Origin of the sequence: Paraglaciecola sp., from assembly GCF_039942875.1 — a bacterium.
Classification (GTDB): domain Bacteria; phylum Pseudomonadota; class Gammaproteobacteria; order Enterobacterales; family Alteromonadaceae; genus Paraglaciecola.
In genome coordinates, this window is sequence record NZ_JBDVBQ010000026.1 from 150964 (window position 1) to 166860 (window position 15897).

The window sequence follows — 15897 nt, forward strand, 5'->3', positions numbered from 1 at the left end:
TTAAAATAGGACAAAATAGCGTTTTCATAGAGATGATATATTTCACCATACCTATGTATTTTCATATAGATTTTTAAGTCATGTGAATTGAGCTTTAATCGATGCATCGAAAAGATAAAGCGTTTCAAATTAAATTTGAAAGAAAAAATCCTAGGAGCTAGCCATGTTGAAAACAGTTAAAATGTCTATCACTATTGCCTGTATTACAGCGTTAAGTAGCGGTTATGCTCAAGCTAACATTGGTGAAACATTTGAAAACAATTGCACCATAGTAAAAGCTGATAACAAAGGTGAACTAGGTAAAAAACTGAAACATGTAAAGCCAGATTTTAAATCAAAACTAAAAGAGCACTACGCTAATATTTCTTGTAATGATGGCAACAACGTATCTCGATCTACAATATTAAATAGTGCGGCTTTATACGACCGATTTTAACTATTTGAACTAAGTTCGTTCTACCATGAACTAGCAGTTCAACATGGTGGGTATATTACTTTGAATCAAGTAATTACCGTGGAAAGGCCTCTTTTGAGGCCTTTTTTTCATCTCAGATTTGGTAATTTACGGCTTTAGTGAGACCTTACCTTTTACTTCTCGGTTCATGACCTTATTTAGGCCTAGTTTGGCATCTTCTAAAGGTACAACTTCATCTACCACAACTTTTACTTTTCCTTGCACATACCAAGTCAACAGCTCTTTCATATTTGCAGCAAAGTCTTGTGGTTGATGCTGGGTAAATGAACCCCAAAATACTCCCACTACCGAGTACCCTTTTACTAACGATAAATTGACCGGAAATTCTGGTATGGTTCCTCCAGCAAAGCCCACCACCAACAAGCGACCGTTCCAAGCCATACTTCGTGAACAAGCATGAAACGTATCTCCGCCTACACACTCATAAACCACATCAACACCTTTACCGTTTGTGAAGTCTTTGATAGCCGTTTTCAGATCAGTGACTGTGTAATTAATCAGAATATCAGCGCCGTTCGCTTTAGCGATATCTAGCTTTTCTTGGGTAGAACAAACAGCAATCACCTTTGCACCCATTTCTTTACCAATTTGCACCGCAGCTAATCCAGTGCCACCAGCGGCTCCAGTGACCAATAAGGTTTCGCCTGGTTTGATTTGCGCTCTTTGTTTTAATCCATGATGGGCAGTAGCATGGGCTGTCACTAAAGCTGCTGCTTCTTCATCTGGAATGTCATCAGGTATGGGTAATACATGGGTTGCTGGGCAGGCGACTTTTTCAGCATAGCCTCCGAGCATACACAGGGCGATAACACGCATCCCTACTTTTAAATGGCTTACCCCTTCGCCGACTTCACTGATCACACCGGCTACTTCGCTACCAGGTATAAATGGAAAAGCTGGTTTCATTTGGTATAACCCTTGAACTAATAGCCCATCAGGAAAATTCACGCCCACCGCTTTAATGTCGACTACCACTTGCCCTTCTTTGGCTTTAGGATCGGGGACGTCTTGATACTTTAGTGCTTCTACAGAAGCAAATTCATTACACACAATCGCTTTCATTACGTTTTCCTAATTCTTACTGGGTTAATTGTAAGGCATATTGAACAAGAGGCTTTACCATGCCTCCTACTGCTTGTGCTTCTTTGTTTGAAGCATTGCCATCTTCAGCTCTCTTCGCGACACCCTGAGCAATCGCAGCTAACCTAAAAAAGCTAAATGCCAAATAAAAATTCCAATTTTCGATTTTATCGATACCCATCAAATCACAGTAGCTAGCAACATAATCAGCCTCATCAGGTATACCTAATTTTGCTCGGTCAATGCCACCAAGCCCTGTGGCCTTACCCACATTATCTGGCAAGCGTAATTGCATACATTGATAAGCAAGATCAGCATAAGGGTGCCCTAGAGTTGATAGTTCCCAATCTAAAACAGCAATAACTTTTGGCTCACTCGGATGAAACATCAAGTTATCCATACGATAGTCGCCATGCACCAAAGACACTTTGCCATCGTCAGCGGGTAGGTTTTTCTCAAGCCAACTAATAAGCTTGTCCATCTCTGGAATATCCTGGGTGATAGACAACTGATATTGTTTACTCCAGCGGCTAAACTGGCGTTCAAAATAATTTCCTGGTTTGCCGTAATCATGTAGGCCTGCTTTTTCTATATCAACACTATGCAGCGAAGCCATAACCTCGGCCATGTTTTGATACATTTGCGTACGGGTAAGATTGTCTGAAATTTCTGGAAGCGCACTATTCCAAAACACCCTCCCTTCCACGTATTCCATCACATAAAACATACTGCCAATTAGGGACGTGTCCTCGCACAAGTGATACACCTTAGCGACAGGAACATTAGAATCTACTAACGCATCTAGCGCTCGATATTCACGGTCTACGGCATGGGCAGACTTAAGCAGTTTGCCTGGAGGTTGACGTCTGAGCACATAGGTAGCTTTAGGGGTTTCTAATTTAAACGTAGGATTAGACTGCCCTCCAGCAAACTTAGTGGCTTTCAATGGACCACTAAAGGCATCAATATGCTGGGTTAAATATTCAGTGAGTTTTAGCTCATCTAGTTTATCTACAGCGGTAATATTGCTCATCATAAGGTCCTTAAATTACCCATTAACATTTTGGGCTTAAGCATTTTTTTCTGCTATTAAGTTACGCCCTAATTGCATCATGTGGACTTCGTCTGGGCCATCGGCAAGCTTGATAGTTCGCGCATAAGCATAAGTCGCAGACAACACATAATCTTGGCTGGTTCCGCCTGCACCAAACATTTGAATAGCCTGGTCAATGACCTTACAAGCCATAGTTGGAGCAACAATTTTTATAGCTGCAATAATGTTCCTGCTCACCTTATTTCCGTGTTTATCCATATTGTCGGCAGCTTTTAATGTCAGCAGCCTTGCTTGCTCAATATCACAGTGCATTTGTGCAATTCGCTCTCTGATAGACTGCTGTTTACTTAAAGGCTTACCAAAAGCAACTCTACTTTCAACCCGTTCACACGCCATATCTAAGGCTCGCTGTGCACACCCTATAAGTCTCATACAATGATGAATTCGCCCAGGTCCTAAACGTCCTTGTGCGATCGCGAACCCTTCCCCCTCACCAACCAGTAAGTTTGCAGCAGGCACTCTAACGTTTTCAAACAAGACCTCTGCATGGCCAATGGGTTCATCATAATGACCCATAGCAGCCAAAGGCCTAACCACAGTAACCCCGGGGGTATCAAAAGGCACTAACACTTGAGATTGTTGCTGATGTTTTGGCGCACTTGGGTCGGTTTTACCCATCACCACCATAATTTTACAGTTCGTATTCATGGCGCCACTGGTATACCACTTGCTGCCATTGATCACATATTCATCACCATCTCTTTGAATAGAGGTTTCGATATTAGTCGCATCAGATGAGGCAACCGCTGGCTCTGTCATCGCAAAAGCAGATCGAATTTCACCTTCGAGTAACGGTATTAACCATTTTTGCTTGTCTTCCTCTGAGCCATAACGGGCCAACACTTCCATATTTCCGGTGTCTGGCGCACTGCAATTAAAGATTTCAGCACTCCACAATGAGCGTCCCATGATTTCGCACAGCGGAGCATATTCAAGGTTACTCAACCCCGCACCATAAGGTAGATAATCTTTAGGTAAAAACAAATTCCACAAACCGGCGCTTTTAGCTTTTCGTTTTAGCTCCTCCATTACTGCCGGTGTGGTCCAGCGGTCTTCGCCATTATGCACTGCGTCAGTGTATTCCTGTTCTATGGGATAAACATGTTGGTCCATAAAGTCTTCTAAACGTTTAATTAGCTCTTGAGACTTATTTGAGTATTCAAAATTCATAATATTTTCCTTTTAACTAAAGGTGATGACGTCTGGTTTATGCAAATTTTCCAGATGTGGGATATTGTTAAAACTAGACAGCCGTATGCCGTGTCTATTGAAGTAAAAATGGGTAAAACTGGTGTTGCGTACTTGCATGTTCAACTCCATCACATAATGAGTTTTTAACTCCAGCACTAGACTTAATAGCATCGAGATAACGCCTCCGGAGCTAACGATTAAAATGGGAAGTTTAGACTGGGTATCACACACTGCATTTAACGCTTTATTAACCCTAGTTTTAAAGTCTCCCCACGTCTCATGTAGAGATTCCGTTGGTAGTTTATTTAGTGACCACGACAGCATTGATTGCTTAAGAAGGCGGTAAAATAGTGCAGGCTCTGAATCAGCAGCTAAAGTTTGCTCGGGGTGAAGTGATAAATAAGCATCGACTATGTTCTGAAAGTCAAACTCGTTAAACCCAAGATCAATATTCTCGGTTGGATTATTGTTTGCGTATGTAAGGATCCCCTCCATAGTTTCTTTATGGCGGACCATATCGCCTCTAAAAACACGGTCAAAATTTATATTTTTACGTCTAAAATAGTCCCCTAGCCATTTAGCTTGTTGATGGCCTAAGTCACTCAACTTATCGTAATTTTCCGCTCCGAAAGACGCCTGTCCATGACGAACTATGTAAAACTCAGCCACATGTTTTCCAACTAAATGTATCTATTTCACTTGATACTATTCGCAATATCATTATTAGTTGAATTTATTATTTTAATCAAAAATCATTTATTTAAATTATAGTCAAAGCAAGGAAATGTTTGCTTTTACAGGCAACCACTTATTTTTACTGGTGTCGGCCTGAATTTTATAGAAATTTTCTAACACCGATAAATGTAACTTATTGGTTAAAGTAAAATAATATTATTAACATTTATTAAACTTATTATTTACTTGCCATTGATAAGCTTGATAAGGTACAGGTCTGATGAGTGAATCCGAAAGAGCAGTGACGCTGAAATTGATTCAAGTATCAAAAAAATCTCAAGTAGAAAGTGAAAACTAGACTTGTATTACTAGCTAATAAGAGAACCACTATGAAACAACAGCTACCTAAGAATTTTAAACCTAAAGCCTTAGCTGCTTTAATCGGATTGACCTTCACACTAAATCACGCTTCAACTATCGCTCAAGAAGCAGAGCCTGAAACAGCCTTAGAAACCATCACAGTTACGGCACAAAAGCGTACTCAAAATCTCCAAGAAGTTCCCGTATCAGTCACAGCATTTACGGGTGATGAAATGGCTGAAGCCGTCATCAAAGACATGTATGACCTACAAACTAATGTTCCTGGTCTAGGGGCATTTCAAAGCCAAAGTGCGACCAACTCAAGCTTTTCAATTCGCGGAGTCGGCACCTCGTCTCAAAACTTTGGTCTTGAGTCTTCGGTAGGCTTATATGTCGATGGCGTGTATCGCGCTCGTCAAAACTCTATGATCAATAACCTAGTCGACGTGGCGGCAGTTGAAGTATTGCGTGGCCCACAAGGTACCCTTTTTGGTAAAAACACCCCTTCTGGGGCTATATTAGTATCAACAGTAACACCTAGTCATGATGGCGGAGATAGTTTTGTTGAGGCCACTGTCGGTAATTATGGTCTAGTGAATTTATCTGGAGCCACTTCGATTTCTGCCATAGAAGATGTATTGGCTTTTCGTGTCACCGCATTTGGTAGTCAACGAGACGGTACCATAGACAGTGTGGGAAATGGCTCAGAAACGGGCAAAAATTTATTGAACGATAGAAACCGTTGGGGCGCTCGCGTGCAAGCCTTGTATACACCGAACGATGATGTGTCTGTACGTATTATTGCTGACTACGCTGATATCGATGAAATTTGCTGCGGTGCACCGGTTCAATTAAGCAATGCCACTATTAACCCTGATGGTGAAATAGGCTCTGACTTAGCTTTACCATTATTAGGTGGGACAGTGTTTGCCGGTGGTGATGCCTTCTACGACAGAGAAGTCGCCGTTTCATTTTTACCTGAGTCAACCATGACTGATAAAGGGTTATCTGCAGAAGTTGATTGGGAGCTAGATGAAAACTACACACTCGTTTCAATCTCTGCATACCGAAATTTTGAGTCTTTCGATAATATCGACACAGACTTCACCGATGCCAACTTGTTCGGAACTTACAATGATTCCAAGCAGAGCTCGTTCTCTCAAGAAATACGCATCGACTATACGGGTGATAACCTAAACTATATTTTAGGCGCCTACTACTTTACTCAAGATTTAGACTTAGATTACAGCTTATATACAGACACCTTCTTCAATGAGTTTTATATGTCTTCGTTAGGGGGCGCATTAGACGATTTATTTGCGGGTATTAACGCCATAAGTGCAGCTACCGGTGGCGCCGTGGCACCTGTTGCAGATGCAGCACCAGCCGGAACGGGCTTCGACCACCAAGCAAAACAACAACATGAGAGTTATGCTGTATTTGGACAATTTGACTATGAGTTAAGCGACACATTAACCTTAACCGCCGGGTTACGTTACACAGACGAAACAAAAGAGTTAGTCACCATTTTTAGTGAAAACCTTGCTGATGGTAGTCAGTCACCTGAGTTTTTTAACAGCACCACTGAGTTAATTATAGGGGCAGGCGCTGCAGGTGTTGCAGCTGGCAATATTGGTGCAGCCTTAGCAGGTGGGCAAGCTCCTAGTGCTGAAGATCTAGCAGCTCTTTTGCCCTTCCAAACTGCAGGTTGGGGATTTCAGTCTCTTGGCGCAACCACCGCAAGTCGCTCGGATATTATTGAAACCATCGAAGACGACCAAATCACCGGCTCACTAAAACTGAGTTGGCAGCCTAGTCGTGGCACCTTAGTGTATGGCTCATACGGTACTGGTTATAAATCTGGTGGAACCAACACCGACCGCATAGCCGATGGGTTTGATCCGCTATTTGATGCTGAAACATCAGAGTCACTAGAAATCGGTATCAAAAAAGATTTTCCAGAAAACAACCTAAGAGTTAATGCTGCAGCTCATTACACTACAGTGGAAGACTTCCAAGCGAATACCTTCACAGGGAACGGCTTTAACTTACAAAATGCTGGTGATTACGAGATATCTGGATTTGAAGTAGAAGCAACATGGCTGCCGATTGAAGATTTAGAAGTTAACCTTGCTTACGCGTTTGTTGATGCTGAGTATAAAAGCTTTGAAGGTGGAAACTGTTGGGTGGCTTACACTTGGCATACAGGTATAGACGACCCTGGTCGTCAAAATGAAGATGATCAATTCTGTGATCGTTCAGGTGACAGACCAGGTGGTGAGCCTAAGCATTACGCAGTAGTTAGCGTGAAGAAAGACTTTGAGATCTCCGATGGAATATATGCGTATGTACAAGGTGACTTTAGCCATACTAGCGATATTGTGCTTGACGGCAGTAATGACCCTTACGCGGTACAAGACGCCTACAATGTCGTAAACTTTAGGTTTTTCATGAACTTTGAAGAATACGATATGGATTTAATAGCTTGGGGACGCAATGTACTAGACGAAGAATATATCAATCGAACTAATTTTAATGCCCCTTTACAAGAAGGAAAATTGAATGCTTATATGTCTGAACCTGCTACATTCGGAGTAACAGTTAAGAAACGCTTCTAAGCGAGTTAAAGCTATATTGAGAGCCGATAATGAAAATTGTCGGCTTTTTTTAGAGTAAAAATTTATACCACCTATTAAAAAAGAATTTTATTTACCGATATTTAGCAGTAAAGTTTTGAGACTTAGGAATTAAAAATAAGCGTCTCAATTTTAGCTATTGATTGGCCACATAGGAATATAATGAAAAACTTGTTAGCTTACCCGCTTACCTTAACGTTTAAGCTAATGAGCGTAAAAGCCAGCCTGATAAGTATCTGGGTTATCGTGGTATTTTCAGTTCTGTACCTAATCCAAGATGAGTATGATAGCCATTACCTAGTTAATTGGTTTGTTGGTGCTCTCGTTATCTGGCTCGTAAGTGCCTCTTTTATCTGTATTGCGAATGATTTACGTAGTTTTCACATACAGTTATCTGAAGCAGCAAAGGCCGAACATGATTACCGCGAACTTAGCTGTAACACCATTTTTTTCAATGATATAGATAGTCAGTTCCATACTTTAGTTCGAGAAGCAGATAGGCGCATAGCTGAACTTACAGAACAAGTAGCTGAAATTCGCTATTCATCACAACAAGTGACCGCGTCTGCTTTAGCTGTATCAGATAACGTCACTAAACAGTCAGACTCTACAAATTTAAGCGCCGCAGCAGTTACGCAAATGAGTAGTTCATTGCAAGATGTAGTGGAGAAAATATCAACCGTTGAATGTTCTGCAACAAAAGCTTGCGACTTAGCGCAAAATGGCAGTATGCAATTAAATGACTTAGGTACAGAGATAGATATTGTCACGCAAGAAGCGGCTCAAACACTCTCTGCAATTAAAGAGCTTAACGAAAGTAGTGAACATGTGTTGGCACTAACTAATGATATTCAGAAGATCGCCGAACAAACCAATTTACTTGCATTAAATGCATCTATTGAAGCTGCAAGAGCAGGAGATCAAGGAAGAGGCTTTGCTGTAGTTGCCGATGAAGTGCGCTCCTTAGCAAGTGTGAGTCAAGAAACAGCAACAAATATAATTGGAAGCATGGGAGGGGTTACTAAACGCAGTGCCAGTGTAGAAGCTAGTATGTCAAAAGTTTTTGACCTTACCGAAGCTTGTGTAATAAAGGCCGATGAAGCTAAACATAACCTAACCGACATATTCTCAGAGTCGGACCAAGTAAAATCACAGATAACAGTAATATCTGCAAATACTGAACAACAAAATATAGCCACAAAAGAAATATCAAAGCACTTATCCGAGGTAGTTGGGATATCTCAAGCCAATGCAAAAATTGCTGAACAAACAACAGAATTAGCCCAACACCTCAAAAATGTCACTTCTTCAACCAAGGAGAGCAGTTAGTGAATCTTACGTTCATGCTCACAGGGCTAACCATTATCGCGGTATCACTGCTAATATTTAATGGTTTAAAAAACAAGCGAGAGTTGCAACACAATCGACATATTTTAACAAAAGTGAAAAGACTAAAGTTATTAATCTCTTTGTTACAAAAGCACCGAGGTAAAAACGCTGCGAATATCAAGGGTGACCAACAAGCGAAGCAAGTCATAACCTCAATTCAAACACAATTAAAACCACTAATAGAAGAACTAAACTCAGAGCCATTCATAACCAATCAAGAACGCTGGCTTGGATTTACCGATCACTGGCCAAGGTTAGAAAGCTCGGCAGCTAATTTAACTCTAGAGAAGAGTTACATGCAGCATACCCACCTGATAGCCAATTTACTTTACTTATTCGAAGACTTAGCAGAACACGAACATTTTAATAAAAGCACTTTTGAGTCACTACCTAATATTTCGTTGCTATGGAGAGAGCTACCTTTTACGGCAGAGTATATTGGGCAATCTAGAGCAATGGGAGTGGCGATTGCGGCTACAGGGGTAAGTACCCAAGTAGATAAAGTGAAATTAGGTTATTTAGAAAAAAAAATTACAGAACTTTCTTCTACTGTATTCGAACAATTCAAAAACAAAGGTGCCCATTCAAAAGAACAGTCTCAGTTGTTACTTAAAGCTTCAGAAGAGTGTTTAAATCTTACTTCAACTATAAAATTGGAGTTTATAGACTGTACTAAAGTAAACATCACGTCTGATACTTTTTTCATCCTAGCAAGCAGTACAATGGAGGCTATCAACAGTCTTATAGATTATGAACTGAAACAAGTAGAGCTGCATCTAGAAAGCATATAGCCGCCTGCTAATAAGTTAATAATGTTCATTACATTCACATTGTGTTGAACATTATTAATAAGTGCAACTTATAATGCATCAAGGGCATCTGATAACCGTGACACACCTATAATCTCAATCCCAACCACTCCTTGTTTAGGCACATTAGCCTTAGGAACTATGGCGCGCTTAAAGCCATGCTTTGCAGCCTCACTAATTCGTTCTGAACCATTTGGCACCGGCCTAATTTCACCCGCTAATCCTACTTCACCAAATGCAATTAAATCTTTATCTAAGGTTTTATTTTGAAAACTGGATACGATAGCTAACAATAACGCTAAATCAGCACTTGTTTCAGCTACCTTAACCCCGCCCACCACGTTGGCGAACACATCTTGATCGTTCATTTGTACATTGCCATGACGATGCAATACTGCTAACAACATAGATAAACGGTTTTGCTCTAAGCCAACAGCAACTCGTTTAGGATTCGCCATTTGCGAATAATCAACTAAAGCTTGTATTTCAACTAAGAGTGGCCGAGTGCCTTCCCATACCACCATAACAATACTACCAGGAGACTGCTGTTCTTCTCTGCTTAAAAATATAGCGGAGGGATTACTGACTTCTCGTAGCCCTTTCTCTGTCATCGCAAAAACACCCAGTTCGTTCACCGCACCAAACCTATTTTTGTTACTTCTAAGGGTACGGTAGCGACTATCACTTTCGCCTTCTAACATCATTGAACAATCAATACAGTGCTCTAGTACTTTAGGCCCTGCTAAACTGCCTTCTTTAGTAACGTGCCCTACCAAAAACATTGCGATATGCTGCTGCTTAGCAAAGCGTGTTAAAAAGGCTGCGCTTTCTCTTACTTGGGATACACTACCCGGTGCAGACTGAACATCGGCAACTTGCATAACTTGAATAGAATCTATAACCATAAGCTCTGGTTTATGCTGTAAAGCTAATTGGCAGATGGTTTCAACGTTTGTCTCGGCGAGTAATTTCAATTTATCTTTCGCTAAACCTAAGCGCTGCGCCCGTAAAGCAACTTGTTGTAATGATTCTTCACCGGTGACGTACAGCGCACTCTTATTATTAGCCATTTGACACATAACTTGAAGCAACATTGTACTTTTACCTGCCCCTGGTGAGCCCCCAATTAACATGGCAGAGCCAGGTACTATTCCCCCACCCAGCACTCTATCTAGTTCTTTGTACCCAGACTCAAATCTAGGTAACGCTTGTAAATCAATACTATCTAAGGTCTCAACCACAGCTTGAGTTTGGCCCGAATAACCGCCTAGATTACGACTAGAACTAGCACTACTAGCAATTACAAACTCGCTGATAGTGTTCCATGCCTTACAATCATTACATTGCCCTTGCCAACGGGGATACTCTGTTCCACAATCGGAACACACATAGGCAGTTTTTTGTTTCGCCATATTATTTTTGTCTTTTTATTGAATATATTAAATTTGATGATTATCAATTAATTATCATATTTTATAGAATGAATTGCTAAAAATTATCAGGTAAAAACCAATCAACTTTTCTGAGATAAGACCGATAACAATTATTATAAGTTAAATCCTATTCCATGAGCCAAGATATAGACCAATACGCCAACATTATTGAACAACTTAAGCCCATGATACATGAGCCTGAGTTTAACCAAGTGCTCAATCAAGTCGCGTCTGCAATTCCCAAAGAAAAACGATTTTTAATTAAAATGGAGCTTATGCGTCTAGCTCGACCCTGTACCCGCTTAATTGACCTACGAGGTTTAGTGTCAGGAAAATGTAGATCTTTTGAGCACCTTAATAAGCATCATTACTTAGATGATATAGCAATTGAAACATTTGAACGACAAGTAAGGATTTTTGGCGAATATACTATTGGCGTCTATGAGGCAGTGACTAACACCGAAAACAACTATCGGGTTATGCACAAAAAAGATCAGGAACAGGCCAAAAATGAGAAAAATAACCCTCACAAAGAAACAGCTACCAGTAAGACTTACAGGGCGCCGCTCCTAAAATTTGGTAATTTCGCTCAAAGGGGCGAAGAAAGAATGAACTTTTCAGTCAGTATTGAAATGTTTACGAGTCAAAATAAAAGCGTACAAGCCACCACTATAGATATTTCTGTTAACGGCTTAAAAGTTAAAACTAGTAAAGAGCATTTGTTAAAAGAGGGCGAACGGCTTTCAATTCAATTTAGAGGCCTAGAGAAAGAGTACTCACTAGATAAACGCCAAGGGATTGCTTATGTAATCAAAAACGTAGAGTCGGCTCAACACGACCAACGAATTAATTTAATACGTCAACTTGATTTCCCTAACCCTGTATTTGACAAATTCTTTGAGCATTTTATTCATGGCAATAAAAGACGTTATAAGGTTAATTTAGACAACACCTTTACAGCCATTCAAAATAAAACTTACGAACAATATTACATTCCAAACTTTGCTTCGATTCCAGTTTTTATAGACTGTGTAGATGGTGAGTACACCCCTAGGTATGCTTTGGCAAATGATTGTAATAGGGAAGAAATTCAATATTGGGCCAATGAAATACAAGATCTAAAAATTGGCTACTTATTAACTGAAGACCGCATAAAACATGCTCTGTCCCTTAATAAAGGCCAACAAGAGTTATTTATTTATGTGTTTAATCACATTAATGATGGCAAGATTTATTTCTATTCTGCGACTCATCATGAATTAGATAAAAGACCCGCTTTAAAAAACTTATTTTTAGGATTTGGGTCTCGCAAAGTGAGTTGGCGTATCTATAAATTACAGTTAACTGATATGGTTCCTACACAAAGTTATCGACCTTTATCTATTTCAAATTCAATTAACGACAATGTAAAAAAACAAAATCAGAAACCTTCCCCTCGTCTCATGTCGAGATTGAAAAATCTGTCTTACATTGCAGTTTTAACCAATGTGACAGACGACATAAGCACAGAACATTATCAAAAACACTCAGTTAAACGGGAACATTTAGCAAAATTAAAAATATTTGGCCACCCTAGAAATAAACCCCCAGCAGTGGTTACTGTTTACCGCTTCAAATACTTTAACCAAAGACGTGAAACTCGATTTTTACTGCGCACCTATGTAAAAGTAAAAGTTGAAAATAACGTTTTTGAAGGGAACACAGAAGACTTTTCTACTCTAGGTTTGAGGGTTGAATTGAACGCTCCTCTGTCGATTTCTAAGGAAACGCAAATTTCCTTAACCTTTCCGCAGCTACAAAAAGTCACCAATAAATTTACGTTGTCGGATTTACCTTACGTTATTCGCAATGTCTCAAAAGACAGGTATGTATTACATTTACAAAACGTTGTGACTGATGAAAATAAAACCGCCAAGCGTTTTTTTGAAGCATTGATAAAATCTAATCGTTCAAAATTAAAATCTTTCAGAGATGAAGAAGAGGTGCCAGGAATAGGTGAGGCTTTACGTAATATTTATACAGAAAACATAGTCAACACAGCATTTTTCCTGAGTAAGGACGCGAGTAATTATATAGCAGATGCTGCGGCTACTGGTGTAACCAACAACCGAATTTATAACTTACTAACGTTTCAGACAGAACCCGATATGGTTGATTTGTATCCCATATTTAGAAGTAACAAATCGCAACATGAGTTTATTACTCACACGATGAAAACCAAACGGCCCAGTGACAAGCCAGACATGCGAGAGCTATTTGTTGCTTTTGACCCCAGTCAAGAAACAACAAAGGAAGCAATAGAAAGCGCATTTTCAGAGCAGTTTACCAGCACCGAACATCGTAGAGAGTTTATCGCACAAGCCCTACAAAGAGGGCAATTTATTGCGATAAAGGTGTTCCTTGGTCCCACCGGAAGACCTGACTTTGAAACCATGCAAGCTGAACTACAGTACGTAGGTATCTACGCTTTACACAAAGCTAAAGCACTAGAAGACCAATTATGGAACGTGTCTGGCACCGGTGATTTAGTTGATGTAACTGACGAAGTATTACGCCGTTTCGAATTCACCGAAAGTGTCATCTTAATCAACCACAAAACACCGCCAACCCACAAAATAAAGCAAGTGGGTATAGAGCAATTACTAAAAACTTAAAAGTAGCATTTGCCATGAAAATTCTTTTGAAGCTAATATTTAGCAGCTTAATGATATGTTTGTTAGCCCAATGTACCTCTATGAACACTTCAAGCCCATGGCTACTCATAGATGATTTTGAGCAGCCAAACGCCATCAAAACATGGCAAAAAATGGATACTGACAATCAAACCACCCCATTTGTAGATGAGCCTCAAGTCACTGAGGTGCGTAAAGAACTAGCCTTAAACAATCATTATTTAATAAAGAAACCTGCGGCAGAGGGAGTGATTGGAAATAGAAAAGCCATCACGCTTAAAGCACTCCCTCAAGTAGTAGAGCTAGGTGAAACATATACATTTTATACCCGCATCAAAGTAGAATATTTTCCTAACAACCACTCTTTTGGATTAAGTAACTTATCCCCTAAGGACATTCAAGAAAACCATTACAACAGCTTTGAGCCGATGATCCGAGTGACAGATAAATTCGAATCCAGTGGCTACAAAAATGACGGTACGCTAATGGTTATGGGCGACAACAAGACTTACCACAATATTTCTCATCTAACATCACAACGACTAGCTAAACCATTAGAAACCGAACAGTGGTACGAACTATGGTACGTGATTAATAACGCCCCCCATGAAGAGGGTGGGCAAAGTTATGATTTATATGTCCGTGGTGGCGAGTTTGTTGAACAAGAAAAAGCATTTGAATACGCGAAGTTTAGGATGAAGCGAGAATTACCATTGCTGTACTTTATGACCATTAGTAACACTGGTTCGATTAAAAAGCCCTATGGTAATGGAGGCCTGATGTATGACGACATATATATGGCGAAAGGTATAGTGTTAGACACGCCCCGCTAATCTAATGCAGATAAAAGAACCTCAAGATGGGTTTACGTTGAGGTTCTGTTTCATTTAGTTCGCAGCTAACACCCACAATAAAGCATCTAACCCACCTCTTCGAATAGCCATATCAGCCTTTTCTCTGACAACAGGTTTAGCATGTAACCCCACACCTAATGCAGCGGCATTCATCATGACTAAATCATTTGCACCATCACCCATGGCAATAGTTTGCGTGACAGGAATATCCCACTGCTTAGCTAATGTATGTAAAGTCTCTGCTTTAACCTCTGCATCAATAATACGCCCAACAAGGTTGCCAGTTAATTTACCATCAACTATATCTAATCCGTTTGCAACCGCTGCATCTAGGGCTAATCTTTGCGCTAAGTAGTCCGCAAAGTAAGTGAAACCACCCGATGCAATAGCCACCTTCCAATTATACTTTTTCAATAGATTAACTAAGTTAGCGACACCTGGCATTAATGGCAACGCATCACGAACTTGCTGCAAAATAGCTTCATCGGCCCCCTGTAAACATGACACTCTGGTACGTAAACTTTGAGCAAAATCCAACTCGCCTTTCATAGCTCGAGCCGTGACCTCTGACACCTCAGCTCCCACACCCGCTAACTCTGCAATCTCATCAATACATTCGACCGCGATGACTGTGCTATCCATATCCATAAGTAATAACCCAGGTTGAGTTAAAGTGGGGACTTGATTAAACCAACATAATTCAACACTCAATTGGTTAGCGACCTTTTCAATTTGAGCTTTTATTCCTTGTGATTGAACAACCTTGACCTGAGCACAAATTGCAAACCCCGAGACGCCATCAACCCGCACCACTTTATACATGTCAGACTCTAGGTGCTCCTGCAATGCTAGACTAACCAGCTGTAACTGTTGCAAGTGCAGCCCGTCACAGAATATTAATAACTTTTCAAAAGCTATATTGTCATCTGACTTCGGTAACCGCTTATTGCTCTGCGCTCCACCAGAAATCGGCTCAACAGAAAAAATGGCATCATCAGCTAACGTAAATGACTGTAACCCATGCTCGTCTACCAACTCTTTCAAAAAAATATGAGATAAAAAATGACTTTTAGAAACCTTAAGCTCAAACACAACTAACAACCTTATGGATCAGAATAAAAGCATGGTATCCAAAGGATTATAAGATTGCCATCAAAGGGTTATGCCTGTTTTTATTTATTTATATCCTTATAATCCAAACACCTAGTT

At 40.2% G+C, this 15897-nt stretch carries 12 protein-coding genes; 6 read left to right on the top strand and 6 right to left on the bottom strand.

Annotated elements, in window-relative coordinates; all coding sequences use genetic code 11:
• Positions 1-163 precede the first annotated feature (163 nt).
• The gene (locus ABJE44_RS08995; protein ID WP_348111708.1) at positions 164-436 is read left to right on the top strand and encodes a DUF3718 domain-containing protein; all 273 of its coding nucleotides are present in this window, start codon (positions 164-166) and stop codon (positions 434-436) included.
• A gap of 126 nt (positions 437-562) precedes the next feature.
• Here ABJE44_RS08995 and ABJE44_RS09000 read toward each other — a convergent pair whose 3' ends face one another.
• From ABJE44_RS09000 to ABJE44_RS09015, 4 genes are read right to left on the bottom strand one after another with little or no spacing between them, the layout of a single operon-like run.
• Positions 563-1537 (bottom strand): NADPH:quinone oxidoreductase family protein, encoded by a 975-nt coding sequence (locus tag ABJE44_RS09000; protein ID WP_348111709.1) that lies wholly within the window; start codon positions 1535-1537, stop codon positions 563-565.
• A gap of 16 nt (positions 1538-1553) precedes the next feature.
• Positions 1554-2588 (bottom strand): phosphotransferase, encoded by a 1035-nt coding sequence (locus tag ABJE44_RS09005; protein ID WP_348111963.1) that lies wholly within the window; start codon positions 2586-2588, stop codon positions 1554-1556.
• 36 nt (positions 2589-2624) lie between these two features.
• Positions 2625-3839 (bottom strand): acyl-CoA dehydrogenase family protein, encoded by a 1215-nt coding sequence (locus ABJE44_RS09010; RefSeq protein WP_348111710.1) that lies wholly within the window; start codon positions 3837-3839, stop codon positions 2625-2627.
• Positions 3840-3851: 12 nt separating this feature from the next.
• Positions 3852-4529: a histidine phosphatase family protein gene (locus ABJE44_RS09015; RefSeq protein WP_348111711.1), complete on the bottom strand. Its 678-nt coding sequence runs from the start codon at positions 4527-4529 to the stop codon at positions 3852-3854.
• A 395-nt stretch (positions 4530-4924) separates the two neighbouring features.
• Here ABJE44_RS09015 and ABJE44_RS09020 point away from each other — a divergent pair, with 395 nt between their 5' ends.
• From ABJE44_RS09020 to ABJE44_RS09030, 3 genes are all read left to right on the top strand, one after another.
• Positions 4925-7513 carry a TonB-dependent receptor gene (locus ABJE44_RS09020; protein WP_348111712.1) on the top strand — a complete coding sequence of 863 codons (2589 nt, stop codon included), beginning with the start codon at positions 4925-4927 and terminating at the stop codon, positions 7511-7513.
• Between the two features lie 180 nt (positions 7514-7693).
• Positions 7694-8860 (top strand): methyl-accepting chemotaxis protein, encoded by a 1167-nt coding sequence (locus ABJE44_RS09025; protein ID WP_348111713.1) that lies wholly within the window; start codon positions 7694-7696, stop codon positions 8858-8860.
• The gene (locus ABJE44_RS09030; protein WP_348111714.1) at positions 8860-9711 is read left to right on the top strand and encodes a hypothetical protein; all 852 of its coding nucleotides are present in this window, start codon (positions 8860-8862) and stop codon (positions 9709-9711) included. Before ABJE44_RS09025 ends, ABJE44_RS09030 begins: the two co-directional genes overlap by 1 nt.
• Before the next feature lie 68 nt (positions 9712-9779).
• Here the strand turns inward: ABJE44_RS09030 and radA are convergent, their stop codons facing one another.
• Positions 9780-11141, bottom strand: a complete 1362-nt coding sequence (gene radA, locus ABJE44_RS09035) for a DNA repair protein RadA (protein WP_348111715.1) — start codon at positions 11139-11141, stop codon at positions 9780-9782.
• A 155-nt stretch (positions 11142-11296) separates the two neighbouring features.
• Here radA and ABJE44_RS09040 point away from each other — a divergent pair, with 155 nt between their 5' ends.
• Positions 11297-13816 (top strand): PilZ domain-containing protein, encoded by a 2520-nt coding sequence (locus tag ABJE44_RS09040; RefSeq protein ID WP_348111716.1) that lies wholly within the window; start codon positions 11297-11299, stop codon positions 13814-13816.
• An 80-nt stretch (positions 13817-13896) separates the two neighbouring features.
• Positions 13897-14667, top strand: a complete 771-nt coding sequence (locus ABJE44_RS09045; RefSeq protein WP_348111717.1) for a hypothetical protein — start codon at positions 13897-13899, stop codon at positions 14665-14667.
• 54 nt (positions 14668-14721) lie between these two features.
• On the opposite strand, the gene serB is transcribed toward ABJE44_RS09045, so the two are convergent.
• On the bottom strand, positions 14722-15780 hold the full coding sequence (gene serB / locus ABJE44_RS09050; RefSeq protein WP_348111718.1) for a phosphoserine phosphatase SerB: 1059 nt from the start codon (positions 15778-15780) through the stop codon (positions 14722-14724).
• Positions 15781-15897 lie beyond the last annotated feature (117 nt).

Bases quoted from the DNA above. Each gene is read 5' to 3' on its own strand.
- ABJE44_RS08995 (WP_348111708.1), top strand. From the start codon at position 164: ATGTTGAAAACAGTTAAAATGTCTATCACTATTGCCTGTATTACAGCG.
- ABJE44_RS09000 (WP_348111709.1), bottom strand. From the start codon at position 1,537: ATGAAAGCGATTGTGTGTAATGAATTTGCTTCTGTAGAAGCACTAAAG.
- ABJE44_RS09005 (WP_348111963.1), bottom strand. From the start codon at position 2,588: ATGAGCAATATTACCGCTGTAGATAAACTAGATGAGCTAAAACTCACT.
- ABJE44_RS09010 (WP_348111710.1), bottom strand. From the start codon at position 3,839: ATGAATTTTGAATACTCAAATAAGTCTCAAGAGCTAATTAAACGTTTA.
- ABJE44_RS09020 (WP_348111712.1), top strand. From the start codon at position 4,925: ATGAAACAACAGCTACCTAAGAATTTTAAACCTAAAGCCTTAGCTGCT.
- ABJE44_RS09025 (WP_348111713.1), top strand. From the start codon at position 7,694: ATGAAAAACTTGTTAGCTTACCCGCTTACCTTAACGTTTAAGCTAATG.
- radA (WP_348111715.1), bottom strand. From the start codon at position 11,141: ATGGCGAAACAAAAAACTGCCTATGTGTGTTCCGATTGTGGAACAGAG.
- ABJE44_RS09040 (WP_348111716.1), top strand. From the start codon at position 11,297: ATGAGCCAAGATATAGACCAATACGCCAACATTATTGAACAACTTAAG.
- ABJE44_RS09045 (WP_348111717.1), top strand. From the start codon at position 13,897: ATGAACACTTCAAGCCCATGGCTACTCATAGATGATTTTGAGCAGCCA.